We start from the raw sequence: 26,818 nt of genomic DNA on the forward strand, positions 1-26,818 counted from the left end.
ATGTTGATGCCTATTTTGCAAGTGAACTCAGAGGATATACCTGAATTTGTGATCGTCTGCGGTGATCCGAAACGCGCGGAGACGATTTCCCGTAAGTTCGCAGATGCACGCGAACTCGCATTCAGCCGCGAGTACCGCACCTTCGTGGGGACGTATGAAGGCGTTGAGCTGGCGGTAACCAGCCACGGCGTTGGATGCCCTGGAGCTGCGGTTTGCTTCGAGGAGCTGATCCGCGCGGGCGCTAAGACATTGATTCGCGTCGGGACGGCCGGGTCTTATCGTGCGGACACCCCTGCGGGGAGCCTTGTCGTCAGCACCGCGGCGATCCGTACGGACGGCCTGACGAAGCAGCTGGTGCCGGACGGCTTTCCTGCGGTTGCGGACAGCCAGGTGGCGGAGGCGCTGTACGAATCCGCCCTCGCGAGCGGTGATGGCGTGGTGCGCAAGGGGATTACCGTAACCCTGGATGTGTTCTTTAACGGTGTTGAGGAAGTGCCGCACCAGAAATATAAAGCAGCGGGCGCGCTCGGCGTCGAGATGGAAATTGCGGCGCTGTACGTCGTTGCGGCGATCCGCGGCGTTCGCGCCGGCGCGATTGTGGCGATGGACGGCTTTGCCGACGCCGATCTCGCGGCCGAGTACGACCCGAACACGAATGTGGTCGCCGACGCGGTGGAACGCGAGATTAACACGGCCCTACAGGCTGTGGTGAAACTGGCGAAGCAGGGTTAGTAAGGGCAAGAAAGCCGGATTTCCTGAGAGCAAGCTGCAGGAAATCCGGCTTTTTTGTTTTAGTATGATGAATCTGGGGAAGTACTAGAGACTTGCAGCAGCAACTCCAGCAGTGCCTATCGTTATTGCTTTGGCGGCTGGACCGTGAAGAAGGGAACCTTTTCGATTCCGACGGCCCGCACGTAAGTGAATAATTGCCCTTTATGGTGGATTTCGTGATCGACCATGTTGCCCAGCCACACTTTTCCCGGGACAACGAACCCGTTAAATTCCAGCGGCTGCTCGAGCTGGCTGTCGGACAATTCAGCAAAAACCGCCGTAGACGATTCGGTTGAAGCTTGCACGATATTTCTAATGTCATCGATGGTTTCGAACTGGGTGGAAATCGAAGGCGGAGAGAATGAGCCTTTTGCAATGGAGCGCAGGAACATATCCGAGGACGCCGCAATATGAACAGCTAATACGCCTAAGGTATAGGCGTTATCCCACGGTTTATAATTCAGATGCTCGTTCTGTACGTCCTGCAGCAGTTGAAGCAAGACCGTACGGTGTCTATGCCATCGTTCGAATTGCTGTTGACCTTCATGACTCATGATTCATCCTCCTTGATCGATTGCAGAATAAGTCTTTAACATGCAACCGCCTTATTCGCGGTTCATAAAACAGTTCGATAGGAATTAGCGAATTCCTTCCCTATGCGCAAGCTTATAGCCAGATGTTGAATTCGATAAATTCGGAAAAAAGTAGTTGCAAAAAGAAAGCGGAGCGTATATACTGAGTTTAATTAGTAATTGGTCAATCAATAAATAAATGAAATGAGTGAAGGGAGGGTGGTAGAATGGCTAGAGCGTCGACCTCTGCGAATCGGCGGAATGATATCGTGGCGGCAGCAATCGAAGTGTTTGCAGAGATCGGATATTATCGCGCGACCACGGCTCAGGTAGCCGAACGGGCAGCGATATCCCAGCCTTACGTTTATCGGTTCTTTACCAAGGAGTCGCTGCTCGTGGAGTCGCTGGCAGTTTCCTGGGAGCGCATTGTGAAGGCATTTCAAACGGTGATTGAATCCGCTTCTCCAGAGAATCTGGAGCTGGGTTTGATTCAGGCATACGAAGGAATCGTGCAATCGCATCGCAGCGAGATCCTGCTCCAGATGCAGGCTCAGACGATTCAGGAAGCGCCCATTCGCGAAGCGATGCAGCAGGGAATGAATGAGGTAAAGAATCTTGTGGAGAATGCCTTTGTGCGAGCGGGGTTTGAGGATGCCGATAAGAAAACCTCCGATTTTCTGGCCCGGGGCATGCTGTGCAATGTAGCCATGGCGATGGATATGCCGAATATGATGCCCATCAGATAGAGAATGCCCAGCGCGCTTTGAAGTGCCACACCGCGTACCGCCAAGGTAGTGCGCGGTGGAAGAAGGGCATTTTTTAAAAGTAATTGTAATTGATCAATCAATAATAACAAATAACATAAAATTAAGGAGAGATTGATGATGAAAAAAGCGATTGTGTTGGGTGCAACAGGTGGCGTAGGAGCCCCATTGACCGTGGAGCTGGTAAAGCGTGGGGTCCAAACAGTGGCCTTCGGCCGCTCTAAGCAGAAGCTCAACGAGCTGGCTGAGCAGCTGGGCCATTCCCCTCTGCTTACGCTAGAAATAGGGGATGCTTTTAAACCGGAGGATATCCGAAGAGCCGGGGCAGGAGCTGACGTTATATTTCACAGTGCAAACATTCCTTATCATGAGATGGAGTCCAGGCTGCTGCCGCTGGGGGAATCGGTCATGACAGCAGCAGAGAAGCTGGGTGCAAAGGTTGTCGTTGTCGATGGAATCTATCCTTATGGCAGACGCGTAATGGAAAAGGCAACGGAGGATCATCCCAAAAAACCGCATACCCGTAAGGGCAAAGTAAGATTGGCCTACGAGCAACTGATATTCTCGTCGCGCTGGCATAAGGCGAAGCCTCTTATCGTACGGCTTCCTGACTATTACGGTCCTTCCGCGCAGGCATCTTATCTATCCGTCACGATGGAAGCCATTGCGGCAGGCAAGCCAACTGCTTTCATCGGCAATATGAGCGTTCCCCGCGAGTACGTCTATTTGCCGGACGCCGCCCGGATGATTGTGGAGATTGCAACAAGAGAGGAGTCCTATGGGCAGAACTGGCATATCCCCGGACCGGGCGTGATTTCAGGCCATGAGCTGGTGCGGATTGCGCAGCAGGCTGCCGGAAAACGCAAGGCCGTGATGCCGCTGGGACGAATCGGGCTCTCCGTGATTGGGTTATTCAATCCGGTGATGAAAGAAGTGGTTGAGATGCTGTATTTGACCGAGGAGCCGCTGGTGCTGAGCGGTAAAAAATATGAACGCTTGATCGGCCCGATTCAATGGACGCCGCATGAGCAGGCGATTACGGCAACGATGAGGAGTTTAATGGGCAAACGTGCTCGGGAAGCAGAAGACGCAGAGCGTGGTGCAGCCACGATATAACGATGCGATGCAGAAGTTTTTTTACGAGAATTAGTAATTGATCAATCAATCAGTAAATAAACGAATAATATCTTACTCGTCGAGTGATTGACTCTTTAAAGGAGGTGAATCCAATGGCTAAACTTCAGCTTAAATTTATGGACGGTTTCTTGGTAGCGGTTATGCTGGTATGTGTGCTTAGCTGGTGGGATTGAAAGATCAGGGAAGATGAATCATCAGGTTAAATAAAAACAATAAGGAGGATGTAAGTATGAAGGAAGAGATACGTTCGGTTTGGTTTTCCAGGCACTCGATCTTGCTCGGCATCACAGCCACTCTGCTGGTACTGTTCTCCATGTGGGATTAATTATAGGTAAACACGCTGACTGCGTAGACGGTTGGCGTGTTTTTTTATGGGCTCGAAAAAAATTTCGAGAATATCCATCAGTTTCATTTGCCCAAACGTTATATTAACAGAAAAGACAAAACGAAAAGTGAGAGGTTGGCTAATGCAAGTATGTGATCTCTATGAAAATCTGAAGGACGATGTCCAGCGTTATGCCAGATCCATTGCCAAGCATGCTTATGAAGCGGATGATCTGGTCCAGGATGCCTTTATGAAGGCCATCAATGAGCCGAACCTGGCAGCTCTGCCCCTTCACAAGCAAAAGGCTTGGTTCTTCAGAGTCGTCAAAAATCGCATGATCGATATTAGCCGCCGGGAGAAGCGGCTCGTATCGTGGGAGGATGATCTGGATGTCGCCGAGCTCCCCGTTTCAAGCCGCAATATTGAAATGACAGAATGGCTCGCCCGTTTGCCGCAATCGCAGAGCGATATCGTGTTTAAGCGCTTTTGGCTCGGGATGTCCAGCCAGGAAATCGGTGAACAGCTGGGCATGCCGGCAGCCACGGTTCGTTACAAATTGCAAACCGCCATTAAAAAGTTGAGAAAACTATGGGAGGAAGATATGAAATGAGCAGAATCATTGAGAATGTAGGGATGTTGGATCTTACGCAGGCCACGGAGGAAACCGTAACAAGCATCGAGCGGATCGGAAACGTGGGCCTTGTGATATACCGGGCAGAGACGGCACACCTCCTCACGCTGTTGAAAAACGCAGGCAATATCGGCAAGACGCTTGAAATCCCCGAGGGACACCGCTATTACAGCGGCACGCTGCGGCTGGGCGAGGAATATTTTCAGCTCTTGGAGCAGCCGGACCGCGTATTCGTTAACGGCACGGTCATTATCGATAAAGAAGTATCCCTTGAAGTCTTCCAAAACAGCGCACTGCATCTGGTGGTCAACGGCGAGGTCTATGCTCCCCGGCATCTGGCCGCTGCCGTTACCTCAGCCCTCCTCAAAGTGGGAGGAGCCAGCGCGGAGATTCACGCTTACGAATACGAACCCAGGTTCGAGTCCGGGAAGGTACAGTTGAACAACGCGTACCTGGCCTCCAGCAACGAGCCCATGAACCTGGTCTTGAACGGCATGGTTCATCTGGATAAGGAGCTGGATATGGAGCAGTTCACGGCCCGGATTGACAGCCTCCAAGTTAACGGCAAGGTGATTATCCATGAACATCAATCCCCTTATTTCTACGATAAACTGAAAACGATAAATGGCTTGGTCGAGGTGATCCCGGCAGAATTCGAATATGTAACCAAACCGTTAAGGCTAAACGGAAGAACCGTTCGGCGCTTCAAAGGACATAAGCTCTACACAAATAAGCCGCTCATTATCGAGGCGGACGTGACCCGAGACGCCTTCAGCCAGGCCGTGTCGGAGATACAGTCGACTTCCTTTATCATTTGCAGCGAGGAGATCGAGGATCTGGTCTGGGAGCGCTGCCCCAACCTAAATACGGAGATCGTAAGTTATGAGCGGCTGTTTGTGTTCATCAACGGTGAGGAGACCTGGTCGAGGGATCAGCTGCTGGCTTTGGAACAGCCGGCAAGCTTCATTGTTGACGGGACGTTGACCTTGGACGATGACGTGACTGAGGAAGATATTAAGGCTTCCGTGTCCTCCCTGGATCTTTTCGGCGAAGTTGTTGTAGGGGAAAAAAGAATTAAAGGCATTTTATACCCTTACCTTCGGGCAAACAATGGAAGTATTATAGTGAAGGGGACGGAAGAAGAGCTTGCAGGTATTGGTAATGTCGGAATGTTGTCGCTATAAAAGAAATGAGGAATGAAACCATGAATATCAATAATGAAGATATTGCCAAACAGCATGTTCGCGATCTCCGTCAGGAATTGGAACGATGCCGGATGGCAACGAAATTGCGATCGAAACGCAATGCAGCGGTCAACACCGCAACGACTGCACGTACAGTCGAAGGAAAGTGGAAGTCGCTGCTTAATACCATCATCATGATGGGAAGAAGAATGCTCTAATCGGTTGAGCCGGTTAAGGCACCAAACGAAATTATACGAATCGTCGATGCGATAAGCATCGGCGATTTTTAGTTTTTTTTGCCTACCGATAGTTAAAAAATATTGACACCTGTCATCATCCAGCTTAAAATTTTACCTATCGGTAGGTAAAAAAGGAGCGGATGACATCGTGAAAAAGAAAGATTTAACCTCGCAGCAAATCGTCGAGGCTGCCATCGGATTGTTTGCATCCCATGGCATCGACAAGACCAGCCTTGCGATGATTGCCGGCGAAGTTGGCATTACGAAACCGTCGATCTACTACCATTTTGCATCCAAGGATGAACTGGTGGAGCGCGTCTTTGATTATATGTTCAGCGATTATCGTTTCGATCATTATTTCTCCCTGACCGGGATGAATGAGCATAACTTTGCAGAGCAGCTGTACGAGGGCGGGCTGCGCATGTTTCCGGAGGAAGAAGAGGCATTTGTGCCGGTGATGCGCCTATTGAGCGAGTTCATGCTGACCGCAAACCGGAATGCCAACTACGGCCAGCGGGTAGCTGCCATGCAGCAATCGTTCCTGGACGGCTTTCGGGAGCTGATGCGGTTAGGAGCAGGCTTCGGAATTATCGATCGGCAGCATGCAGATGCCAAGGCCTATGTTCTGGCTCTGGTCATTGATAATATTACGAGTTATATCATGATGGAGATTCCGCTGGACTATCAAACCGTCTGGAAAGAAGCGGTGAACAGCGTTCTCAGGAAAGGAGCGGATACCATTGAATAATGGGATGGAATACAGTGACATTGGATTGTCCGCGTCTGACCGGATCCTAGTTTGGGCGGTACCGCCATTATTAGGCGCGGTGATCGGCTGGTTTATACCTGCTATTGCGGATTGGGCAACGGGCCTGGCTTGGGTGCCTTTTCAAGGGCCCTTGGAGTTAATCGCATCCATACAAGGACCGTGGGTTGTCATCGTGACCGCAGTTCTAGGTCTGCTCGCGGGTATGATACTCTCCCATGTCGCCATCAAAGAAAGTCTTGCCGTGCGCCTGTCCGACAAGGAGATCAAGCTCCGCATTCATGAAGTCGACCATACGTTTGCGAGAGAAGAGGTGTCGGCCGTTTTTCTGGACGGCAAGCAGCTGGTGCTGCTGGGCAACGAGGGACAGGAGCTCTATCGGGAGAAACCCGAAGCCAAACGGGATGTCGTGGCCGAAGCCTTTAAACGGCACGGATACTCCTGGAGAGACCGCGATCCGTTCGCTGATCATTACGTCAGATGGGTTGCCGATTCGCCGGGATTGACGCCCAGCATGAACGCGCTGTTCCTGGCACGGGAGAAGGCGATGGAGAACGAGGATAAAAAAGATGCAGCCGATCTCCGACAGGAATTATCGAAGCTGGGAATTACGGTGCGGGATGACGGAAAAAAACAGTATTGGAGGCAGCACGGGCAGAGGCCATAGCGATCTTAGGCAGCAAAGCGGATCATAGCGACATCATGGCTCACCAGATACATGCCCACGATTAATAACGGTATAGAAGCAATCGTAGTTGTCCTGCTCATACGCTGCACACTCATCACGCCCACCGCCGATAAAGGGATCATCGGCGGTTTTTTATTGGATCTTCACATCGCTATTGGCTGCCATGACATTTATACCCCCTCTTATCCAACAAAATGACACCTCCCTCGCTCAAGCGAGCCTGCGGCAAACAATATCCCTCTTATGGCAAGACATCCGGCAGTCCTCTCTTTCCATGAGAAGTTTTACAATGAAAGCGATACCTCAGCGAAGGAGTTGTCTTATGAATTTTGATCTGAATATCGTACCTTTCAGCCGAAGAGAGTCCTTCTTGGCCATTTCCCTCCTGCCCGCGGCAAAGGACCGCAGACAAGGACTTTACCTGCGCACCGTCCGCGGAGGGGATGACAAGTTTGGCGAGGCGTTTCTGATAGAGCTGCTAAACCGGCAGAGCGAGCCGGTTCCGTTCGAACCTATTGCATCACCCGACAAAATCAGGCTAACGGCCGCCGATTCGGAGGGCCATGCGGACATTTGTTTATCGGACTCCCGGACCGTGCGATTCCGCTCGGAAGGCTGCGGCATCCGGCTTACCTTTTTTCCGGCAGCGTACGACTACGCCTATGAGACCCATCCGGACAGCTGGGAAGTGAACAGCTTCACGCATGGCTGCCGCTTCATGCTGACCCGGCTTGCAGGCCAGATGGGCATGGAGGTCGAATGGAACGAGATCAAGAGCTCGCGGGTAACCGCCGATTTTTCCGTGGATCCTGCAACCAATTGTGCGGAATTTGCGGTTGAAGAATTCATTACGGTCTTGAAGCCGCGCGACAGATGGGAGTCCTTCGACGATGCGGTTGAAAGCGTCCGTGAAGATTACGGGCATTGGCTGAACAACACCCTCACCGTCTCTGAACGGTGGCAGGAAGCAAGGGAACTCGCCGCCTATATTACCTGGTCCTGCGTGGTTCCGGCCGAAGGCTACCTGACCCGCCCAGCCATGTATATGTCCAAGAACTGGATGACCAACATCTGGAGCTGGGACAACTGCTTTAACGCAATGGCCCTCGTGCGGCATAATCCCAGGCTGGCCTGGGATCAATTCATGATCTTTTTTGACCGGCAGGATGAGAGCGGCCTGATTCCGGACTTCGTGAACGATAAATACGAGCTTTGGAATTGCAACAAACCGCCGATTCACGGCTGGACGCTGGCCTGGATGATGCGTCGGACCGATTTCATCAAGGAGACCCAGCTGCGCGAGGTCTATGGCCCATTGTCCAAATGGACGGAGTGGTGGTTCACGCATCGGGACCAAGACGGCGACGGCATTCCCCAGTATAACCACGGCAACGATTCAGGCTGGGACAACAGCACGGCGTTCAATAACGGCATTCCCGTCGAGAGCCCCGACCTTGCCGCCTATCTGATTATTCAGATGGAGACGCTGGCCGAAATCGCGGGTTTGCTGGGCCTGACCGAGGAGTCCAGTCAGTGGAGACAGAGAGCGGACGATACGCTGGAGCGTTTGATTCGGCACTTCTGGAAGGATGGCCGGTTCACGGCCTGTCGTTCGGGAACGCATGAGGTGTCCGAGGGAGACAGCTTGCTGTTGTTCGTTCCGATCCTGCTGGGAAGGCGCCTACCCGAGTTTATCCGTACGGCTCTACTGGAAGGGCTTCGAGATGAAAACCGATTCCTGACGAGCAACGGCTGGGCTACCGAGAGCGTAAGCAGCCCATATTACAAGCCGGACGGATATTGGCGCGGGCCGATCTGGGCCCCTTCCACGATGCTGCTGGTCGAAGGGGTGGCCGCAGCCGGCGATAATGAGCTGGCCACGGAGATTGCGGAGCGGTACTGCCGGATGGTCAGTCTCAGCGGCATGGCCGAGAATTTTGATGCCCTGACCGGAGCGGGGCTTCGCGATCGGGCGTTCACCTGGACCTCCAGCGTATTTTTGATTCTTGGACATGAATACACCCTGTAAGTGCGTGTTCAAAAAGGTCGATTTTCAGCACCGAAGCTGCTTCCTTTTCGCTTCGTGTTAGATATAGAATTTATTCGTTATCAGCAGAGCTGATGAAATTCTATATCGCAAGAAAACCTACTTTTGAATCGCGGTCGCTCATCCTTGCTTGGCCTCGATTGGTTTTCTTATCAAAAGCGGACTTTTTGAACAACCTCTATAACGATGACGGACAAATACTTCTTCCCGGGCTTTTGCCTTGCGGGGGAGGTGCTTTTTCCGTTTCCTCTCATTTTCCAGTTGCCGCCTAATTACAAGCCCTTTGTTCGGGTTTATAATGAAAGCGGTATCACGGACGGGATAGCGGTCCTACCGCATGGCGAACGAGTGGACGTAAGTTTCACGATACGATACGACAACGGGGAGAGTAACCATGAATCTTCAGGGGATCAAAGATCGTGTGGGCCGGCTGTTCACCGGCACCTATCACAGTATACGAACCAAGCTGCTTACTTGTTTTTTAATCGTCACCCTGATTCCGCTGTTCTCGCTTGGCGGACTTTCCTATGTTCAATCCGCTAAAGTGATTAACTCCCAGTTCGGCAAATACGGCGATAATGCCGTAGCACAGCTGGAGCAGCAGACCTCTTCGGTATTGGGGCGGATGAAGCAGACGGCGGAAACGATTTATTCCTATTTACTGGACCCGAGCCATTCGGGTATTGGAAGCGGGACGCCGTCCACCTACGGCGACATTATGGAGAAGAACGATTTCGAATCGTTGTTGAAGTCCCTGCGGACTCAGCTGACGGCCGGGATCTACATTATTACGACCTCCGGCTATTACTATGGGGAGAACAATTTGGATGTGAATAAACTCGGCAATATCCCGATGTGGAACACGAGGCCGAAGACATATGCCGGGACTTATTGGCTCGGCTTTTATAAACAGGATCACTCCATCAAGAGCGGCGATAACGATAACGTGCCGGTCATCGGGCTGGCCGTACCGATCCACCACCCGGACAAGGCTCAGGACGGCAGTGTCATCCTGATTGAGGAGAACGCCGAGGAGCTGCTGCGCAGTTATGCCAAGTTCGAGGCGGATACGCACGCCCATCTGCTTATTACTTCGCCGGACGGCACGGTCGTATATGAGACGGACGCTCCGTATACGCCCCATGACAACGATGTGACCTGGACCCGGGCGATCGATGTCAACCAATGGACCATGGAAGCCAGAATTCCCGCCAAGGCGTTCTATCAATCCTCGGGCGTTATTCGGGCGAATACGATGGTTGTTGCCATCGTCTCCTGCCTGCTCGCTTTTGGCATCGCCTATCTGTTCTCCTCCCGGTTCACCTCGCGAATCCGGACCTTGAAGGACTCGATGCAGAAGGTGAGCTTTGGCAAGCTGGATACCCGTACGCCGATCGAGGGCAGGGATGAACTGGGCAGCCTCGATATGAGTTTTAACCGGATGGTAACGGGGGTGCAGACCCTGATTGGCGAAGTGGAGCAGAGCGAGCGGCTGAAAAAAGAGGCTGAACTGCGCGCATTCCATTATCAGATCAACCCCCATCTGCTGTTCAATACACTCAATTCCATCCAGTGGAAGGCCCGGCTGCAAGGTGCGGAGGATATTCGCCAGATGCTGTACCATCTGACGATGGTGCTGGAAGGGAATTTGAATATCTCGCAGGAGCTCGTTACGCTGAACAGGGAGCTGCGCATGATCGGTCACTTTCTGAAAATCCAGGAGATCAGGTACGGCAAGGTGTTCCGTTATGAGCAGGACTGCGATGAGGCGCTCATGCCTTATTTGATTCCACGGATGACACTTCAGCCGCTGTTTGAAAATATTTTTTTCCATGCCTTTACCGATGGTCAGGGAGAAATACATGTCAAGGTCGAGGAGGATCATGACGAGCTGGTGCTCACGCTTCGCGATAACGGAGCCGGCATCAAGGAGGAGAAACTGACGCAGTTATTCTCGCCGGAGATGAAGCGGAAGGGTCGCGGCGGGCTTGGCGTGCGTAACGCCGACCAGAAATTCAAGCTGCATTTTGGCCCGCTCTATGGACTGAAGGTGCATTCGGTTAAGGGAGAAGGAACAACGATCACCATACGTTGGCCGAAAAAGGAGGAATCTTTCGATGATGAAAGCAGGGGACATTAAAGTGATGATTGCCGACGATGAGAGCATTGTTCGCAAGGGACTCCGCTCCACGGTGCCGTGGGATCGGTTCGGGATGGAGGTTGTGGCGGACAGCCCCAACGGTCAGGCGGCCTGGGAGGCTTTTCTGGAGTTTCGACCGCAGGTCGTCATTACGGATATCGTCATGCCGGAGATGGATGGGATCGAGCTGTCGCGGAAGGTGAAGGAAATCGCGCCGGAAACCCGGATCATTCTGCTCAGCTGCCACCGGGATTTCGAATATGCCCAGGAGGGGATGCGGCTCGGCGCTTCGGGTTATCTGCTGAAAACCGCCTTCGAGGACGAAGAGCTCGAAGCGATGCTGGGAAAATTCCAGCGTGAGCTGGCCGACATGCCGGCCTACGGGTACGAGTTGGGAGAACAGGTATCCGCCCATCTGTTTGCTTGGCTTAACGGTCATAGCGATCGTTTCCCTGGAGAGCTCCATAAGCTCTGCGCCCGAGCGGGGCAGGGGGAGGGCAAGCCCATCTCTTTGTATCTGATCAAGACGGCGGGCTGCAGCGGCAATTGGGAGGGCCTGCTGCAGGAGCAGGGCTCCGAGGAGCCGGGATTGCACTTCAGCAAGCTGGTGCCGTACGGCGCGGACAGCTGCTATTGGGCCGTACCGGAGGAATATAAGGAAGCGGCGAACGGCCTGCTGGTGGAGACCAAGAGCCGCTGCGGGAAGCTAACCTGGAATTGGCGGGGAGGTCTTCAAGACTCGGAGGATGTCCAGAAAGCCTTTCAATCCTTGCACAAGGAAGCCGAGCTGGAGCGGGTGTACGGTCTGAGCGGGGAGCATTGGCCGGAGCCGATCCTGCACGCGGTTCATCTGCTGCACGAGCATCCCGCGGACGAGTGGTCGGCAGCGGAGCTTGCTCAGAAGGTGGGGCTGAGCCGCAGCCACTTTTCGATCCTGTTCAAGAAAACGGTTGGCGACAGCTTCATCGCGTTCCAATATAAACGCAAGCTTCGCCTCGCTTATGGCCTGCTGCGCGAAACCTCCTTAACGATGCAGGAGATCGCCGAGAAGACGGGGCTCGGAGACAGCAAGTATTTCAGCAAATGGTTCAAGCGCTGCACGGGTCAGACGCCAAGCCAATACCGTGCCGAACAAAAAGGGGAATCATAGTAAACAAATGAACACCCGGGGGCGCAAGTTCGAACAAAAATACGATCATCTGCGAATCAGCGCACGTTTTGAACCGCTTTCATCCGAGTTATGATGAAAGCGGTTCAATTCATATCAACTCAATACTTTAGGGGAGCTGACAATATGAAAAAGAAAATGTCATGGATCGCATTGGTTTCGGTTTTGACGTTAATGGGATCCTTGCTGGCCGCATGCAGCGGCAGCGGCGGGACTGGGGCATCGAAGGAGCCGGACGGCAATTCATCGGGCACGGCGACGACGCTTCGCTTCGCTACCTGGGATACGGGAGATGCGCTGAAAATCGAGCAGGAGATCGCCAAGAAGTTCGAGGAATCGCATCCCGGAACCAAGGTGCAGGTGGAGGCTTATGCCGACGGATTCGATCAGAAGCTGGCCGCAGGTTTTGGCGCAGCCAATCCGCCGGACGTGATGTACATGTGGGATTTTCCGACGTATCACCAGTCCCTGGAGCCGCTGGATTCCTACGCGTCCAAGGACGAGGATCTGAACATCGATGATTTTTACCAAGGATTGTTCAACTACGGCAAGATCGAGAATCAGCTGTACGGAATCCCGGCGGGCTTTACGACGCGGGTGGTGTACTACAACAAGAAGATGTTCGACGATGCGGGCATTGCCTACCCGAGCGATGGATGGACCTGGAGCGAGTTCCAGGAAATCGCCCAGAGGCTGACGGATAAATCCAAGAAGCAGTACGGCTTCGGCGTTCGGGCCGAGAACGATACGTATGACCTTCAAGGGTTCGTATGGAGCAACGGCGGTTCCTTCATCTCGGAGGACGGCACAACGATTGAAGGTTACATGAACAGCAAGGAAACGGCGGAAGCCATTCAGATGCTGGGCGATATGCTCAAGAACGGCTCGGCCGTCCTGACTGGAGGCAAAGGGCAGCAGAGTGGGGAGGATATTTTCAAAGCCGGCAAAATTGCCATGTGGGAGAGCGGCATCTGGCCGTTGGAATCCTTCAGGGAAGCCGGAATCGATGTGGGCACGGTGGAGATGCCGGCCTTCGAGGGCAAGCCTGTGAAAGGCGTATTGGCCGAATCCGCGCTGTCGATTGCGAAGGACTCCAAGAACAAGGACTTGGCGTGGGAGTTCATCAAGTTTTACGTATCGGATGAAGCGATCAAAATGCGTGTGGCCGACCTTCCGGTCCGGGTCAGCGTGGTCAACGAGCTGAAGAAGGACCAGGATCCGCTCTACAAGCCGTATTACACGATGCTGGAGCGTTCGGACAATACGCCGGCCTTCCTGCTGAATCCGAAATGGAACGAAGTAAACCGCCAGCTCTCGGCAGCCGTGGAATCCGTCATGTTCGGCAGCGATGCCCAGGAGGTTCTGAACCAGGCGGTGAAGGATAGCGAACGCTATTTGAAATAATCGAAGAAAGAAGGTTCGCGAAAATGGCCCACACTCAAGTGCCTTACTCACAACAGCAGACAGCGGCCCCGAAGCGACTTGGACCAAAACGTTGGGGTGGGGCCGTGCCCTACCTTTTCATTTTTCCATGGATATTCGGATTCCTGGTATTCACGCTTGGCCCGCTGCTGTTTTCCCTCGTCATTTCGTTTTTTGATTGGCCGATCGTAGGCCAAGTGACCTTTGTCGGCATCGACAACTATGTGGAGATGTTCTCGAATGATCCGTTGTTCTGGAAATCGCTGCTGGTTACGCTGAAATTCGCGGCTTTGTTTGTGCCGCTGAACATCATCGTGGCTTTGGGACTCGCCATGCTGCTGAATCAGAAGGTAAAAGGGAGCGCGTTCTTCCGGACTGCGTTTTACCTGCCGTCGGTCATTTCCGGCGTAGCCCTCGCCATGATCTGGTCGTGGGTGTACAGCGGGGATTATGGGATCCTGAATTTCTTTTTATCGCTTGTCGGCATCGAAGGCCCGGATTGGCTGAACGATACGAAGTGGTCCCTGGTCGCCATGGTCATTGCAAGCCTGTGGGGACAGGGCTCCATGATGCTTATTTTTCTGGCGGGTCTCAAGGGAATTCCGAAGGACCTGTACGAGTCGGCCTCGATGGACGGGGCGGGAAAGATCAGGCAGTTTTTCAATGTGACCATCCCGATGATCACGCCAACCCTGCTGTTTAACCTGATTACATCCATCATCGCCGCCTTCCAGCAGCTGACGCTGGCACTTCTGCTTACCGGCGGTGGTCCGCTGAAGTCGACGTTTTTCTATGCGATGTACATGTATGAGAATGCATTCAAGTATTTCAAGATGGGTTATTCTGCAGCCAATGCCTGGTTCATGTTCCTGATCGTGCTGACGCTGACGTTCCTCGTGTTCAAGTCTTCGGAGGCCTGGGTGTTCTATGAGGGTGAGATGAAGACGAAGAAGGAGAAAGCGAAGCCGAAGCGTAACAAAGCAGGCGTACCTGCCGGCAGAGAGGGGCGTTCCGCATGAAAAAGGTGATCACGTACGCACTGCTCATTCTGTGCTCCCTGCTGTTCATTGCTCCGCTCTTCTGGGCGATCACGACTGCACTGAAGTCGCAGCAGGAGCTGTATCTGTTTCCTCCGAAATGGCTTCCTTCCGTGTGGAGATTCAGCAATTTCGCGGAAGCCTGGAGCATTCAGCCGTTTAATCTGTTTTTGAAAAATACGCTGATCGTGACGCTGCTCTCAACGCTCGGACAGCTCATATCGTGCACGCTGGTGGCATACGGGTTCGCCCGGTTTCAGTTCAAGGGACGGGATGCGCTGTTTCTGATCGTGCTTGCCACCATGATGATTCCGTGGGAAGTGACAATGATTCCGCAGTATATGGAATTCAACTACTTGGGCTGGATCAATACACTCAAACCGCTCATCGTACCGTCCTGGTTCGGTTCCGCCTATTTCATTTTCCTGCTGCGCCAGTTCATCATGACCTTGCCGAAGGAGCTGGATGAAGCGGCAACCATTGACGGGGCGGGCAAAATGATGGTTCTGCTGCGGATCATCGTGCCGCTGATGGGACCCTCGCTCATTCTGGTGGCCGTGTTCCATATGATGAGCTGCTGGAACGATTATCTAGGTCCGCTCATCTTCCTGAACGATCAGACGAAATATACGCTGACGCTGGGGTTATCCCAATTTAAGGGCATGCACGGCGTCGATATGCAATCCATTATGGCCATCACCTGCCTGATCTCGATTCCGCCGCTTGCCGTCTTTTTCTTTGCGCAGCGTTATATCGTTGGCGGGATTGCCACGACGGGGATCAAGGGGTAACCGTGCCGGTGATAAGAGGCATTCACGATGGATATGCAGCATAATGCAGCATCAGAACATAGAAGTGTGTGTTCGAAAAGTCATGGAACGATGACTTTTTGAACGACCTCTAGAAGCTTAGACTGCTTGGAAAGGATGGAGAGACATGATGAAGGACCATCGTATCGGCCGCGACTGGGATGACCTAAGCGTGCTGGAACGAAACCGGGTGAAGAGCCGGGCTTATTTCATTCCGTTCGCGGATACGGACGGCGCATTAAGTTATGACAGAGGCAGCTCGGCTTGGTACCAATCGCTGAACGGGGTGTGGAAGTTCCACTATGCCGAGGAGCCGGAGACTGCTCCTGAAGGATTTTATGAAGAGGATTACGATGTATCGGCCTGGGATGACCTCCCGGTTCCGGGGCACTGGCAGCTTCAGGGCTACGGGCATCCGCATTACACGGACCTGTACTATCCGTTCCCCGTGGATCCGCCGCATGTGCCGAACGCAAATCCGACCGGCAGCTACGTACGCGAGTTCGAGCTTCCGGAGCATTGGGACGGCCAAAAGATTTGCGTCAAATTCGACGGGGTGGACAGTGCGTTTCATGTGTGGCTGAACGGGTCGTTTATCGGCTACAGCCAGGGAAGCCGGCTGACCTCGGAATTCGATCTGACGCCTTACCTGAAGGCCGGGGTAAACAAGATGTCCGTCCGGGTGTATCAGTGGTCCGATGGAAGCTATCTGGAAGACCAGGACATGTGGTGGATGAGCGGCATTTTCCGGGATGTTTACCTGGTTGCCGAGCCGTCGGCGCTTCGCATCAACGACTTCCGCGTAACGACCGAGCTGGATGCGAAGTATCTGAACGCCAAGCTGAACGTGCATTTGGAGCTGGAAGGAAAAGAGTCCGGATCGGTACGGCTGCAGCTGCTGGATGGAACCGGCGTGGTGGTGGGTTCAGTCGAAAAGGACGTCACACACTCCGCTGCGGAGGATTTTGAGATCGAGGTGGCCGGCCCGGATTTATGGACTGCCGAGTCACCGGCACTGTACCACCTGGTGATCATCCTGCGGGATGCTCAAGGGGGAACGCTGGAGACGGTGGCGCAGCGCGTCGGATTCCGCTCCATTGAAGTGAAGGATGGACAGCTCCTGGTAAACGGCAAGGCGATCCTGCTTAAAGGCGTCAACCGCCATGACCATCATCCGGATACGGGCCGAACCGTCACCCTGTCCATCATGCTGGAGGATATCCGTTTGATGAAGCAGCACAACATCAATGCCGTGCGGACGGCGCATTACCCGAATGATCCCCGGTTCCACGAGCTGTGCGACGTGTACGGACTGTACGTGATGGAAGAGACGGATTTGGAGACCCACGGCTTCGAGCCGCTCGGCAACATTTCCCGATTAAGCGACGATCCGGATTGGAAGGAAGCTTACGTGGACCGTGTCCGCCGGATGGTGGAGCGGGATAAGAACCATCCGTCCGTGCTGTTCTGGTCCCTCGGCAACGAATCCGGCTTCGGCTGCAATTTCCGCGCAATGGCGGAGTGGTGCCGGGAGAATGATCCGACGAGGCTGATCCATTACGAGGAGGATCGCGAAGCCGAGGTGTGCGACGTGGTGAGCACGATGTATTCCTCCGTCGAGAAGATGGAAGGCTTCGGCAAAATGACCAATCATCCCAAGCCGCATATTCTGTGCGAATTCGCGCATGCGATGGGCAACGGGCCTGGAGGTTTGCGTCCCTACTTCGATACCTTTGAATCGCATCCCCGCCTTGCGGGCGGTTTCGTGTGGGAGTGGATCGATCACGGGCTGAGCAGAAGGACCCCGGACGGCAGGAAGGATTATGCATACGGCGGCGATTATGGCGATGTGCCGAACAACAGCAATTTTGTTATCGACGGTTTGGTCCGTCCGGACCGTACGCCTTCACCCGGACTTCTGGAATACAAAAAGGTCATAGAGCCTGTCCGTATGACGATGCCGAATCAGGGTTTGCTGCACATTGCAAACCGCTATGATTTCATTTCGCTGGATCATCTGGCGGCCCATTACCGGGTGTTGGCTGATGGACAGCTTGTCCATAGCGGGGTACTGGAGCTTCCCCGCATCGAAGCAGGCACAAGCGCGGAGCTAAACCTCCTGGAGGTCTTGGAGCAAGCGACAATCGGCGTGAGTCCTTATGCCGAGCTGTGGCTTGAGGTATCCCTCTCGCTGGCTGCGGACTGCCGCTGGGCGGAACGGGGACATGAGGTTGCGTGGTCCCAGCTTATGCTGCGGGAATCGTCGATGCCCGAATTCGAGTCAACGGCTGCCCTGCGGCGGGGGCCTTTACAGATTAGCGAGGAGAAGCATAGCCTTCAAGTGAAGAATGGCAGCTTTCAGCTTTCACTCAGCACCCTCCGTTCCGGCTTCCAAAGCTTGTCCATGCATGGCAAAAGAATCATGCTTGGCGGACCGGCGCTGAATTTCTGGCGGCCGCCGATTGATAACGATATGTACGTGCTTCCGGATTGGCGCAAGGCCCATCTGGACCGACTTTCTGAACGGATCGATCATTTCGAATGGAAGCGACTGGACCAAGACAGCGTGGAGGTGCGCCTTATTTCCCGGATTGCGCCGCCGGTATATGATTGGGGCTTCCGCTGCGAAACGACCTATACGATCACTTCCAGCGGCCTGATTATCATGGATGTGAAGGGTGAGCCGATCGGCACGCCGCCCGCCATGCTGCCGAAAATCGGATTGCAAATGCAAGTCGCGGGAGACATGGAACATGTCCGGTGGTACGGCAGAGGACCTGGGGAAAGCTATCCGGACAGCCTGGAAGCGGGACGGTTCGGGGAATACCGCAGCACGGTGGACGGCTTGTTCACGCCGTATATTTATCCGCAGGAGAATGGGAACCGATCGGATGTCCGCTGGATCTCGCTCGCGGATGGTGCTGGATTGGGGCTCCTCGCCGTTGGCGAGCCTGTCCTGAATTTCAGTGCAAGCCGGTACACCGATCAGGATGTGGAGTCCGCGGCGCATGCCAGCGACCTTGTTCCACGCAGCTTCATTACGCTGAATCTGGATTACCGACAGAACGGACTTGGCAGCAACAGCTGCGGTCCGGCACAGTCTCCGGAGCATTCGATCAAGCCGGAGCCGTTCTCGTTCCGCATTCTCCTGAAGGCGTACGCTGCCGAGGATACCGATCCGGTAAGACTGAGTCGGCGGATGCGCTCGGAAGCGGAATTATACAAGTAACCGACTGATTTCATTTTAGATCGTCATCGGATTTTCTGGAGAAGGGGAATAACATGTCCTTTTACATCAAAGACCTGCTGCAGCTGTCTACGGGGGTGCGCCGGTTCCTCATAAGCGAGGCTTTCTATGGTATCGGAATCGGCCTCTATACGCTCGTCCTGAATCTGCATCTGCTCTTCCGGGGGCTTAGAGAAGACGAGATCGGCGCGTTGGTGTCGATGGGCATTCTGATCATGGGCGTGCTCGCCATTCCGGTATCCCTGCTCGCTAACCGGACCGGAAGAAAAAAACTGCTGGTTACCGGCGTATTCTTTATCGCCGCAGGCAATGTGCTGTTTGCCGTCAGCGATGATTTGCTGTGGTTCTATGCCGCTCAAATATTGGTGTCTGCCGGCTTGACGCTTGTGGAGACGACGGAGATTCAGCTTCTCTTCCATTATTGCCGTTCCCGCAAGGAGGAGGCCCGTGCATTTTCCTTGATGTTTGCCGTTTTTACGGCTTTCACGGGTCTCGGAACGCTGGCAGCCGGATATATCTCGAAGGGATTTGAAGGAAGCAGGGGCTATGAGGTGTCTCTTCTGCTGACCGGGCTTGTGCTTGTGCTTCACGGCATCATCCGGGCATTCTGGCTGCCTGCCGAGCACAGGGGCGTGGATGAGGAAGCGGCGGCTGCTTCGCCTTCGAGGGGAATCTCCAGGTTAACGGGGCCTCTATCCTCCGGGACCTTGTGGCTGTTCGCCGTATTTACGGCGCTGCTCGGCGGCTGCATCGCGATGACGGGCTCATTCCTGAACGTCATCGTGAAGTTCCGCCTGGATTGGATGGATGACCAGGTATCTCTAATTCTTGCCATCGGCGCGATCCTGCTGTTTATATGCTCATTGATGACCCCTTACATCATGGAGCGGTTCGGTTATAACACGGCCATCATCTCGGTATTTATCGTTAATATTTTGCTGTTTGCCGCTCTATACATGATTCTCCCCGTGTGGCTGTTTGTCGGGCTGTTTCTGCTGCGGGGCGGAGGCGTGACCATGCTGTCCAATCTGCTGGACAGTCTGCTGATGTCGGCTTTCAATGAGAAGGAACGAAATCTGTATGCCGGCATGCGGTCGGTTTTCCGAAGTCTAGGCTCGTCCGGGGCAACCTTTGTCGCCGGACTGATCCTGGCCAGGCAGGATTATCGGCTCCCCTTTCTGGCCACGGCCGGCGTGCTGCTCCTATGCGGCCTGTATTACGTATGGTGGATTCGTCCGGTCTTATCCAAGAGATTAAACAGCGGTATCGAGCCATGAATGAAGGGCCGTCTAAAAGGGGAATTCCCTTTTAGGCGGCTTTTTTGCCGATTGCAGCATGCACTTTCATATTCATCTTACGGCGTCGGCTTCACCGCTACAGGCTGAACCCGTATTTGTTCCAGGGAAAGTCTTGAAACATATTGACATCAAAAATTGGTACATGTTTAAATAGAAGGAGTGTTAGCACTCTGCTGTAAAGAGTGCTAAAAGAAACCTCGTTCAGATTGGAAAGGAGATTTTTTCATGGCGAAAAAACAGTTTAAAGCTGAGTCCAAACGGCTGCTCGAGATGATGATCAACTCCATCTATACGCAGCGTGAAATTTTTCTGCGTGAGCTGATTTCAAATGCCAGCGACGCGATCGACAAGATTTACTATAAAGCACTGACCGACGACAACTTGACCTTTAATAAAGAAGATTACTACGTTAAGATTACCGCAGATAAAGCAAACCGTACGCTGACCATTACCGACACGGGGATCGGGATGACCAAGGAAGACCTGGAGAATAACCTCGGCGTCATCGCGAAGAGCGGTTCCCTTGCATTCAAGAGTGAGAATGAAGCGAAGGACGGCCACAACATTATCGGCCAGTTCGGCGTTGGCTTCTACTCCGCTTTCATGGTGGCCGATGTTGTTACCGTAACCAGCAGAGCCCTCGGCAGCGACGAAGCATTCAAGTGGGAATCCGAAGGCGCGGACGGATACACCATTACGCCGGCCGAGAAGGAAGCTGTCGGAACCGAGATCGTGCTGAAGATCAAGGAGAACACGGAAGACGATCAGTATGACGAGTACTTGGAAGAATATCGCCTAAGAGCGATCATTAAGAAGTACTCCGATTTCATCCGTTATCCGATCAAGATGGACGTGAAAACGCAGCGTCCTAAGGCAGATGCCGAGAACGAGTTCGAGGAAGTCCAGGAAGAGCAGACCATCAACAGCATGGTGCCGATCTGGCGCAAGAATAAAAGCGAGCTGACCGACGCGGATTACGAGAATTTCTACAATGAGAAGCGTTACGGCTTCGATAAACCGCTCAAACACATTCACGTCAAAGCGGACGGTGCCGTGGTATACAACGCGATTTTGTTCATTCCAGAGAATACGCCATTCGATTATTACACCAAGGAATACGAGAAAGGGCTGGAGCTCTATTCCAACGGCGTCTTGATCATGGACAAATGCGGTGACCTCCTGCCGGACTACTTCAGCTTCGTGAAAGGGATGGTTGATTCCGAGGATCTGTCGCTGAACATCTCCCGCGAGATGCTCCAGCATGACCGTCAGCTGACGCTGATTGCAAAGAACATCAAGAGCAAAGTGAAAAGCGCGCTGCAGGGTATGATGAAGGACGAGCGGGAGAACTACGAGAAGTTCTTCGCATCCTTCGGCAGAGGCTTGAAATTCGGCGTCTATAACGATTACGGCATGAACAAGGAAGATCTTCAGGATCTGCTGCTGTTTACTTCCTCCAAGGAGAAGAAGCTGGTCTCGCTGGATGAGTACGTGTCGAGAATGCCGGAAGATCAGAAATATATCTATTATGCTTCCGGGGATTCCATCGACCGGATCGAGAAGCTCCCGCAGACGGAAATGGTGCTCGATAAAGGTTATGAAATTCTGTACTTTACCGACGATGTCGATGAGTTTGCAATCAAGATGCTCATGAAATACAAGGAGAAGGAATTCAAGTCGGTATCCAGCGGCGATCTTGGCCTCGACTCCGAGGCGGACAAACAGGAGAATGAAGCTGAAGATAACGACAATAAGGAACTCTTTGAAGCCATGGGCAGTCTCTTGGCTGGCAAGGTAAAATCCGTTAAAGCCTCCAAACGACTGAAATCCCATCCGGTATGCCTGTCCACGGAGGGCGATGTCTCGATCGAGATGGAGAAAATATTGAAGGCGATGCCGAACGGACAGGATATCCAAGCCGACAAGGTGCTGGAGATTAACACGAACCATGAAGTATTCCAATCCCTGAAGACGCTGCAAGCCGATCAGGATAAGCTGAAGCTCTACACGAATCTGCTGTACAATCAGGCGCTGCTGATCGAAGGCTTGCCGATTGCCGATCCGGTGGAATTCACGAACGATATTTGCAAAATCATGGTGTAACCGTCGCAGCTAAGCTCATGCGATGATAACAAACAAACCCGAAACGCTGGTAAGGTACCAGGGGATCGGGTTTGTTTTTTTCTGCATAATCACCTGAACACGGTACGGCTCGTTACACCACGTCCGCGGCAAGATCCGATAACAATCCGTTCTCGGGCGCCATACTCAAGAGGTCATATACCGATATGGGGAACATCGGAAAGCCGACATAGTATGGCGTGATGGCATATAGCGGATAGAAGATGACCAGGGACTTATCCGCCAGATAGAAGTCCTGATTTGGCGAAACGGTAACCGGACGGTTCTCCAGCACGGGAATGCCCCGTTCCTTGATCTGTCGGTTCACTTCGGCGGCCAAGACGGTTTGATAGCTGGAGTCTGGACGGAACAGGTCGGATAAAGCGTAGGATTGTCCGTTAGCCGTGGAAAAGGTCAGTCCTTTTGTCACCGTATACCCGTGTGCCATATGCTCGGAGTAGGTGTAGTTGGTCAGCACGAGGCTAAGAATGCCGCGCTCGTTCGTTTTAATCTCAAAGGTGCCTGTCGTTTGCGGGTTGGTGCCGGTCTGAACCTGCTGCTGTTCACGCTGCATATCCTGGATTTGAAGAATAATGGCCCGGTTGATGGCTTCTTCTGCTCCAGGATTCAGGAGGCCGTATACCTGCGGATAATGAATCACGAGACCGGGTGCCGTATGCGTGAGGGTATGGATGTTCACCGGCGGTACATATTGCGCCATGCGTACCATCGCTCCAATCTAACATCAGATACGTTAGCCTATTCGGAAGCGGGCGCGGAGGTTACGAAGCCGGAGGGTCGGAAGTCGGAACCTCGGAGGCCGGCGGGCTTGGAGGCTTGGAAGCTTGGAAGCTCGGAAGCTCGGAAGCTCGGTCATCCCTGCGGAACGGCTTTCGGGCAGACAGAACGCTCTTATGCGGCAGTCCCGGTCCGCGGCGTGTTTGCCTGAAATCGGATATCCATCACTCTTTGTCCGCAACGCCGGGCGAAAGCAGTCTTCTTACAAAGACCGCGAATATGATTAAGGATACGACAACCGACACGGCCGTTACCGTAAACAGATATGCATAGCCGATACGCTCGGAGACCAGGCCCAACACGATGGCGCCAAGTCCGATGCCGAGATCGAACGCCGTCATGAACGAGGCGTTGGCTGCGCCTCTCCGGTTCTCCGGAGCAATGCGCAGGGTGGCTGCTTGGAGAGCGGGCTGGGCCGAACCGAAGCCGATACCGTACAGAATGGCAGCTGTAATCAGTCCGGGCAATCCGCTCGACAGGCTTAAGACGATCAGAGCCGCCGCCGTTACGACAAGGGACGGAATGATGACAGCCGCTTCACCGAAACGGTCCGACAGCTTCCCGGCAAAGGGCCTGATCAAGGTAAGAGCGACGGCGTACACCAGGAAAAAGGTTCCCGGATTGACCCGGATGGACTCGGCAAACAACGGGAGAAAGGTCGTAATTCCCCCATAGGCGACGGCCAGGAAAAAGATGGCGACCGTGACCGGGAGAGCGGATTTCTCGACCAACTGAATTCGCCCTGCCGAAGGTTTGGCTTGATAAGGGGCTCTGGTCATGTAGGCCAGTATGAAGGCAATCAGAGAGAGCCCGGTAGCGACAAGAAACAACGTCCGAAACGAATACCCGCTGACGATAAAAGTACCCAGCATGGGGCCGATGGCCATCGCCACCGTCATCGCCATACCGTACCAGCCCATGCCTTCCCCACGACGGGAGGTCGGGATTAAATCCGTAATGACCGTTCCGATGGAGGTTGTCGAGAAAGCCCAGCTCGCGCCGTGCAGGATCCGCAGCGCAAGCAGAAGCAGAATGCTGCCAACCCAATCGTAGAGATACATCGAAAGAACAAAGAAGATAAGACCCCATACGTAAAAAGCTCTTCTGCCGTACCGGTCCACCAATCCGCCGACCATCGGGCGAAAGACCACAGCCGTCAGCGTGAACGCACCGGCTGCCAATCCCACCTGGGTTTCGGAGCCGCCTAAATGCTTGATATACAGCGGAAGCGTGGGCAGCAGCAGATAGAAGCCCGTAAACAGAAACAACATTCCGACCGTCATCTGAATAAACGGCTTCGTCCATAAACGTTCCATCCTATATCCCTCCTTATGTCCAATGTATAAAACGTTTGAACGCTAGTCCTCTTCGGAATTGACAGCCGCCATTTCATTCTTGATCCACTCGATATTCGTCATTCCCATCTGCTTCCGGTGATCCAGCACCCTCAGCAATTGAAGACGCTGTTTCTCAGGCTCAGGTTTATAAAACGTGATCTCCGCTTCAAAGTCCGTCACATGTTTCAGGTTGGTCTCCAGATAAATCAAGTACTGCTCTAGACAAGCGAGCCGAACCTTCTTTGGAACATACCTGAAATACACCATCTTGAAATGGAATATTTGCTCCGTATCCATGTTGTATTCCAGGGGGTTCTCCATAAGGTCGAGGAACTTCTTCCGTCCGGAATCGGTAATCCCGTAGATTTTCCGGGGGCGTTTGCCTCCGCCGGATTCATCCAGACGAAGATGGATCCACTCGTGATCCACCATCCGGGAGAGCAGGGGATATAACGTACCGGAACTAATCTGGCGGTAAGGGCCGCCTGCATTTTTAAGGATCTCTTGAAGCATATAACCGTGTTTATCTCCGGTCATCAATTCACCCAGAACATAAATCTCATACATATAGCTCCTCCTAAAAATATGTCGATACGATATAAATATATATCGTATCGACATAAATAAGCAATGCCTGGAAGTGAATTTCTGCAATCGATTTTCAAACTACGGTCAACCGTTGGCAGATATTCGATTAGATTATGCGATAGGTGAAGAGAAGCAAGGAGAGCGATTCGGTTATGGTTTTAAATACCAGCCTGGAGAGGAGCAGCCAGTGAAGCTGATCCCAAGAGGGACGGCTGAAGAAGCGAAGAGGGAGGGGGAAGCCAACGGTAACATGAGGCGTCTGGCAGACACGAATCCGTTATGCGCAGCTGTGAGTAAATGCATGCGCTCGATGTATGAGCAATGCCAGGCCTCTCATGCTGGCCTGCTATTTTCGTCTACAGCCCGCCTGCGTTTTTCCCGTGACTCTCATCAGGCTGTCCGTTGACCTTGTCGACATAATCCAAATGTTGAAACCCCCAGGTGCACATGTCGGTGAGTACGCTGTCCAAGCTCTTTCCATGCTCCGAGATGGAATACTCTACCTTAGGCGGAATCTCCTGATATACCTTGCGTACGACCAGCCCATCCTGTTCCAGTTCACGGAGCTGATTCGTGAGCATGCCTTGGGTCACGCCCGGAAGCAGCCGCCGGAGTTCCCCGAACCGCTTGGTTCCGTCCTGGAGCAGTATAAACAGAATCAGCGGCTTCCACTTGCCGCCGATTAGTTGCAGTGTGGTCAGGATGCCGTCAGTGTTAGGCCGTTCATGTTTGGTTGTTCTCATATTCTCATCTCCCATAGGAAGTGTGCCATCGGTCTTTGTTCATTTGATGTTAGTAATGTAGCACAGTATTCGGTTAAAACCCAGTACTATTCTTTCTCGTACTTAGTACGTTTTATCGTACTATGCATGGGATGAATAGGTACGCTAAAACCGACTAAGTACATAAAAAGAGCGTACTTTTCAACGAAACCGATCCGAAACATAATGGGGGTGTCAAACAAACCAAATGAGACAGGAGAGACCTGAATATGAAAATCATGGTGATTGTAGCTCATCCGAATTTAGACAACTCGCGTGCGAATCGAGCGCTGATCGAGCACAGCGGGCTGTATGCGAATGGAAATGTAGATGTCCGGGATCTTTACAAGGAGTATCCGAATTGGAATATCGATATCGAGCGCGAGCAGCAGCTTCTTCTTCAATATGATCGGGTGGTGTTCCAGTTTCCGTTTTACTGGTACAGCTGCCCGCCCCTGCTGAAGAAATGGTTCGATGACGTGCTGACCTTCGGCTGGGCGTTCGGGCCCGAAGGCAACAGCCTGAAGGGCAAGGAATTCATGCTGGCGACGACCGCAGCAGGGGCAGAACAAGGGTATCGTGCAGGCGGGGACAATTGGTATACCGCCAGTGAGCTGCTGCGGCCGATTCAAGCCACGTTGAACCGGTGCAAAGTCCAATATCTACCTGCCTTCGTAACCTATAACGTAGAGCGGGTAAGCGATGAAACACTTCGGGCAGAGGCCGACAGGTATGTGGAGCAGGTTCTGGCACCTGCCGTTGTGGAAAGTCGATATTAAGGTATGCTTGGCCATAATCCAATAGCACATTGGCTCTTGCCGATTAAAACCCTAAAGGGCATGATGGAGTCATAGGTGAGTGCGTGCGCATGAGCTGAAACCGTGCCTATGCCTCTTATGGGGGCCTGCTACTTTTGTTCGAGGAGCTTCACCAGCAGCACGCACGTACCAAATTCGAAGGAGGATCCT

25 protein-coding genes are annotated in these 26,818 nt (G+C 53.1%); 19 read left to right on the forward strand and 6 right to left on the reverse strand.

Annotated features, from left to right (window positions below; translation table 11 throughout):
* Window positions 1–732 (forward strand): nucleoside phosphorylase, encoded by a 732-nt coding sequence (locus PAEVO_RS26770; RefSeq protein ID WP_100540540.1) that lies wholly within the window; start codon window positions 1–3, stop codon window positions 730–732.
* 122 nt (window positions 733–854) lie between these two features.
* Here PAEVO_RS26770 and PAEVO_RS26775 read toward each other — a convergent pair whose 3' ends face one another.
* A complete protein-coding gene (locus tag PAEVO_RS26775) occupies window positions 855–1,325 on the reverse strand; it encodes a DinB family protein (protein ID WP_100540541.1) in 471 nt (156 codons plus the stop codon).
* 245 nt (window positions 1,326–1,570) lie between these two features.
* Here PAEVO_RS26775 and PAEVO_RS26780 point away from each other — a divergent pair, with 245 nt between their 5' ends.
* The 7 genes from PAEVO_RS26780 to PAEVO_RS26810 all read left to right on the forward strand — a co-directional run bounded on the left by PAEVO_RS26780 (window position 1,571) and on the right by PAEVO_RS26810 (window position 7,056).
* Window positions 1,571–2,089, forward strand: a complete 519-nt coding sequence (locus tag PAEVO_RS26780) for a TetR/AcrR family transcriptional regulator (RefSeq protein WP_100540542.1) — start codon at window positions 1,571–1,573, stop codon at window positions 2,087–2,089.
* A 138-nt stretch (window positions 2,090–2,227) separates the two neighbouring features.
* Window positions 2,228–3,223 carry an NAD-dependent epimerase/dehydratase family protein gene (locus PAEVO_RS26785; protein ID WP_100540543.1) on the forward strand — a complete coding sequence of 332 codons (996 nt, stop codon included), beginning with the start codon at window positions 2,228–2,230 and terminating at the stop codon, window positions 3,221–3,223.
* Between the two features lie 488 nt (window positions 3,224–3,711).
* Entirely contained in the window at window positions 3,712–4,179 is a 468-nt protein-coding gene (locus PAEVO_RS26790; RefSeq protein ID WP_100540544.1) for an RNA polymerase sigma factor, read from the forward strand.
* Complete coding sequence (locus tag PAEVO_RS26795; RefSeq protein ID WP_100540545.1) at window positions 4,176–5,384, forward strand: hypothetical protein; 1,209 nt, start codon at window positions 4,176–4,178, stop codon at window positions 5,382–5,384. The genes PAEVO_RS26790 and PAEVO_RS26795 overlap by 4 nt, the downstream gene beginning before the upstream one ends.
* A gap of 20 nt (window positions 5,385–5,404) precedes the next feature.
* Window positions 5,405–5,602 (forward strand): hypothetical protein, encoded by a 198-nt coding sequence (locus PAEVO_RS26800; RefSeq protein ID WP_100540546.1) that lies wholly within the window; start codon window positions 5,405–5,407, stop codon window positions 5,600–5,602.
* A gap of 169 nt (window positions 5,603–5,771) precedes the next feature.
* On the forward strand, window positions 5,772–6,371 hold the full coding sequence (locus tag PAEVO_RS26805) for a TetR/AcrR family transcriptional regulator (protein ID WP_100540547.1): 600 nt from the start codon (window positions 5,772–5,774) through the stop codon (window positions 6,369–6,371).
* Window positions 6,364–7,056, forward strand: a complete 693-nt coding sequence (locus PAEVO_RS26810) for a YqeB family protein (RefSeq protein ID WP_100540548.1) — start codon at window positions 6,364–6,366, stop codon at window positions 7,054–7,056. Before PAEVO_RS26805 ends, PAEVO_RS26810 begins: the two co-directional genes overlap by 8 nt.
* Window positions 7,057–7,061: 5 nt before the next feature.
* On the opposite strand, the gene PAEVO_RS34000 is transcribed toward PAEVO_RS26810, so the two are convergent.
* Window positions 7,062–7,199, reverse strand: coding sequence for a hypothetical protein (locus PAEVO_RS34000; protein WP_165789766.1), 138 nt, complete (start codon window positions 7,197–7,199; stop codon window positions 7,062–7,064).
* Window positions 7,200–7,399: 200 nt separating this feature from the next.
* Between PAEVO_RS34000 and PAEVO_RS26815 the strand changes: the two genes are divergently transcribed.
* The 9 genes from PAEVO_RS26815 (at window position 7,400) to htpG (ending at window position 22,348) form a co-directional block, all read left to right on the forward strand.
* A complete protein-coding gene (locus tag PAEVO_RS26815; RefSeq protein ID WP_100540549.1) occupies window positions 7,400–9,106 on the forward strand; it encodes an amylo-alpha-1,6-glucosidase in 1,707 nt (568 codons plus the stop codon).
* Between the two features lie 412 nt (window positions 9,107–9,518).
* Window positions 9,519–11,264 carry a cache domain-containing sensor histidine kinase gene (locus PAEVO_RS26825; protein ID WP_100540551.1) on the forward strand — a complete coding sequence of 582 codons (1,746 nt, stop codon included), beginning with the start codon at window positions 9,519–9,521 and terminating at the stop codon, window positions 11,262–11,264.
* On the forward strand, window positions 11,242–12,414 hold the full coding sequence (locus PAEVO_RS26830; RefSeq protein WP_100540552.1) for a response regulator transcription factor: 1,173 nt from the start codon (window positions 11,242–11,244) through the stop codon (window positions 12,412–12,414). The genes PAEVO_RS26825 and PAEVO_RS26830 overlap by 23 nt, the downstream gene beginning before the upstream one ends.
* 144 nt (window positions 12,415–12,558) lie before the next feature.
* Complete coding sequence (locus PAEVO_RS26835) at window positions 12,559–13,836, forward strand: ABC transporter substrate-binding protein (RefSeq protein ID WP_100540553.1); 1,278 nt, start codon at window positions 12,559–12,561, stop codon at window positions 13,834–13,836.
* A gap of 23 nt (window positions 13,837–13,859) precedes the next feature.
* Window positions 13,860–14,873, forward strand: coding sequence for a carbohydrate ABC transporter permease (locus tag PAEVO_RS26840; RefSeq protein WP_100540554.1), 1,014 nt, complete (start codon window positions 13,860–13,862; stop codon window positions 14,871–14,873).
* On the forward strand, window positions 14,870–15,682 hold the full coding sequence (locus PAEVO_RS26845; protein WP_100540555.1) for a carbohydrate ABC transporter permease: 813 nt from the start codon (window positions 14,870–14,872) through the stop codon (window positions 15,680–15,682). The genes PAEVO_RS26840 and PAEVO_RS26845 overlap by 4 nt, the downstream gene beginning before the upstream one ends.
* Window positions 15,683–15,830: 148 nt before the next feature.
* A complete protein-coding gene (locus PAEVO_RS26850; RefSeq protein WP_100540844.1) occupies window positions 15,831–18,929 on the forward strand; it encodes a glycoside hydrolase family 2 TIM barrel-domain containing protein in 3,099 nt (1,032 codons plus the stop codon).
* Between the two features lie 53 nt (window positions 18,930–18,982).
* Window positions 18,983–20,224 (forward strand): MFS transporter, encoded by a 1,242-nt coding sequence (locus PAEVO_RS26855; protein ID WP_100540556.1) that lies wholly within the window; start codon window positions 18,983–18,985, stop codon window positions 20,222–20,224.
* Between the two features lie 246 nt (window positions 20,225–20,470).
* Complete coding sequence (htpG, locus tag PAEVO_RS26860; protein WP_100540557.1) at window positions 20,471–22,348, forward strand: molecular chaperone HtpG; 1,878 nt, start codon at window positions 20,471–20,473, stop codon at window positions 22,346–22,348.
* A 112-nt stretch (window positions 22,349–22,460) separates the two neighbouring features.
* Here htpG and PAEVO_RS26865 read toward each other — a convergent pair whose 3' ends face one another.
* Window positions 22,461–23,087, reverse strand: a complete 627-nt coding sequence (locus PAEVO_RS26865) for a DUF3298 and DUF4163 domain-containing protein (RefSeq protein WP_100540558.1) — start codon at window positions 23,085–23,087, stop codon at window positions 22,461–22,463.
* On the opposite strand from PAEVO_RS26865, the gene PAEVO_RS26870 reads away from it, so the two are divergent.
* Entirely contained in the window at window positions 23,055–23,315 is a 261-nt protein-coding gene (locus PAEVO_RS26870; RefSeq protein ID WP_165789754.1) for a hypothetical protein, read from the forward strand. The two genes, PAEVO_RS26865 and PAEVO_RS26870, sit on opposite strands and share 33 nt — an antisense overlap.
* A 13-nt stretch (window positions 23,316–23,328) precedes the next feature.
* Here PAEVO_RS26870 and PAEVO_RS26875 read toward each other — a convergent pair whose 3' ends face one another.
* The 3 genes from PAEVO_RS26875 to PAEVO_RS26885 all read right to left on the reverse strand — a co-directional run bounded on the left by PAEVO_RS26875 (window position 23,329) and on the right by PAEVO_RS26885 (window position 25,832).
* Window positions 23,329–24,480: an MFS transporter gene (locus PAEVO_RS26875; protein WP_100540560.1), complete on the reverse strand. Its 1,152-nt coding sequence runs from the start codon at window positions 24,478–24,480 to the stop codon at window positions 23,329–23,331.
* 42 nt (window positions 24,481–24,522) lie between these two features.
* Window positions 24,523–25,068 (reverse strand): PadR family transcriptional regulator, encoded by a 546-nt coding sequence (locus PAEVO_RS26880; protein WP_100540561.1) that lies wholly within the window; start codon window positions 25,066–25,068, stop codon window positions 24,523–24,525.
* Window positions 25,069–25,445: 377 nt separating this feature from the next.
* Window positions 25,446–25,832 (reverse strand): winged helix-turn-helix transcriptional regulator, encoded by a 387-nt coding sequence (locus tag PAEVO_RS26885; RefSeq protein WP_100540562.1) that lies wholly within the window; start codon window positions 25,830–25,832, stop codon window positions 25,446–25,448.
* 248 nt (window positions 25,833–26,080) lie between these two features.
* Here PAEVO_RS26885 and PAEVO_RS26890 point away from each other — a divergent pair, with 248 nt between their 5' ends.
* Window positions 26,081–26,629: an NAD(P)H-dependent oxidoreductase gene (locus PAEVO_RS26890; RefSeq protein WP_100540563.1), complete on the forward strand. Its 549-nt coding sequence runs from the start codon at window positions 26,081–26,083 to the stop codon at window positions 26,627–26,629.
* Window positions 26,630–26,818 lie beyond the last annotated feature (189 nt).

Source organism: Paenibacillus sp. GM2FR, from assembly GCF_002803325.1.
GTDB lineage: Bacteria > Bacillota > Bacilli > Paenibacillales > Paenibacillaceae > Paenibacillus_AQ > Paenibacillus_AQ lautus.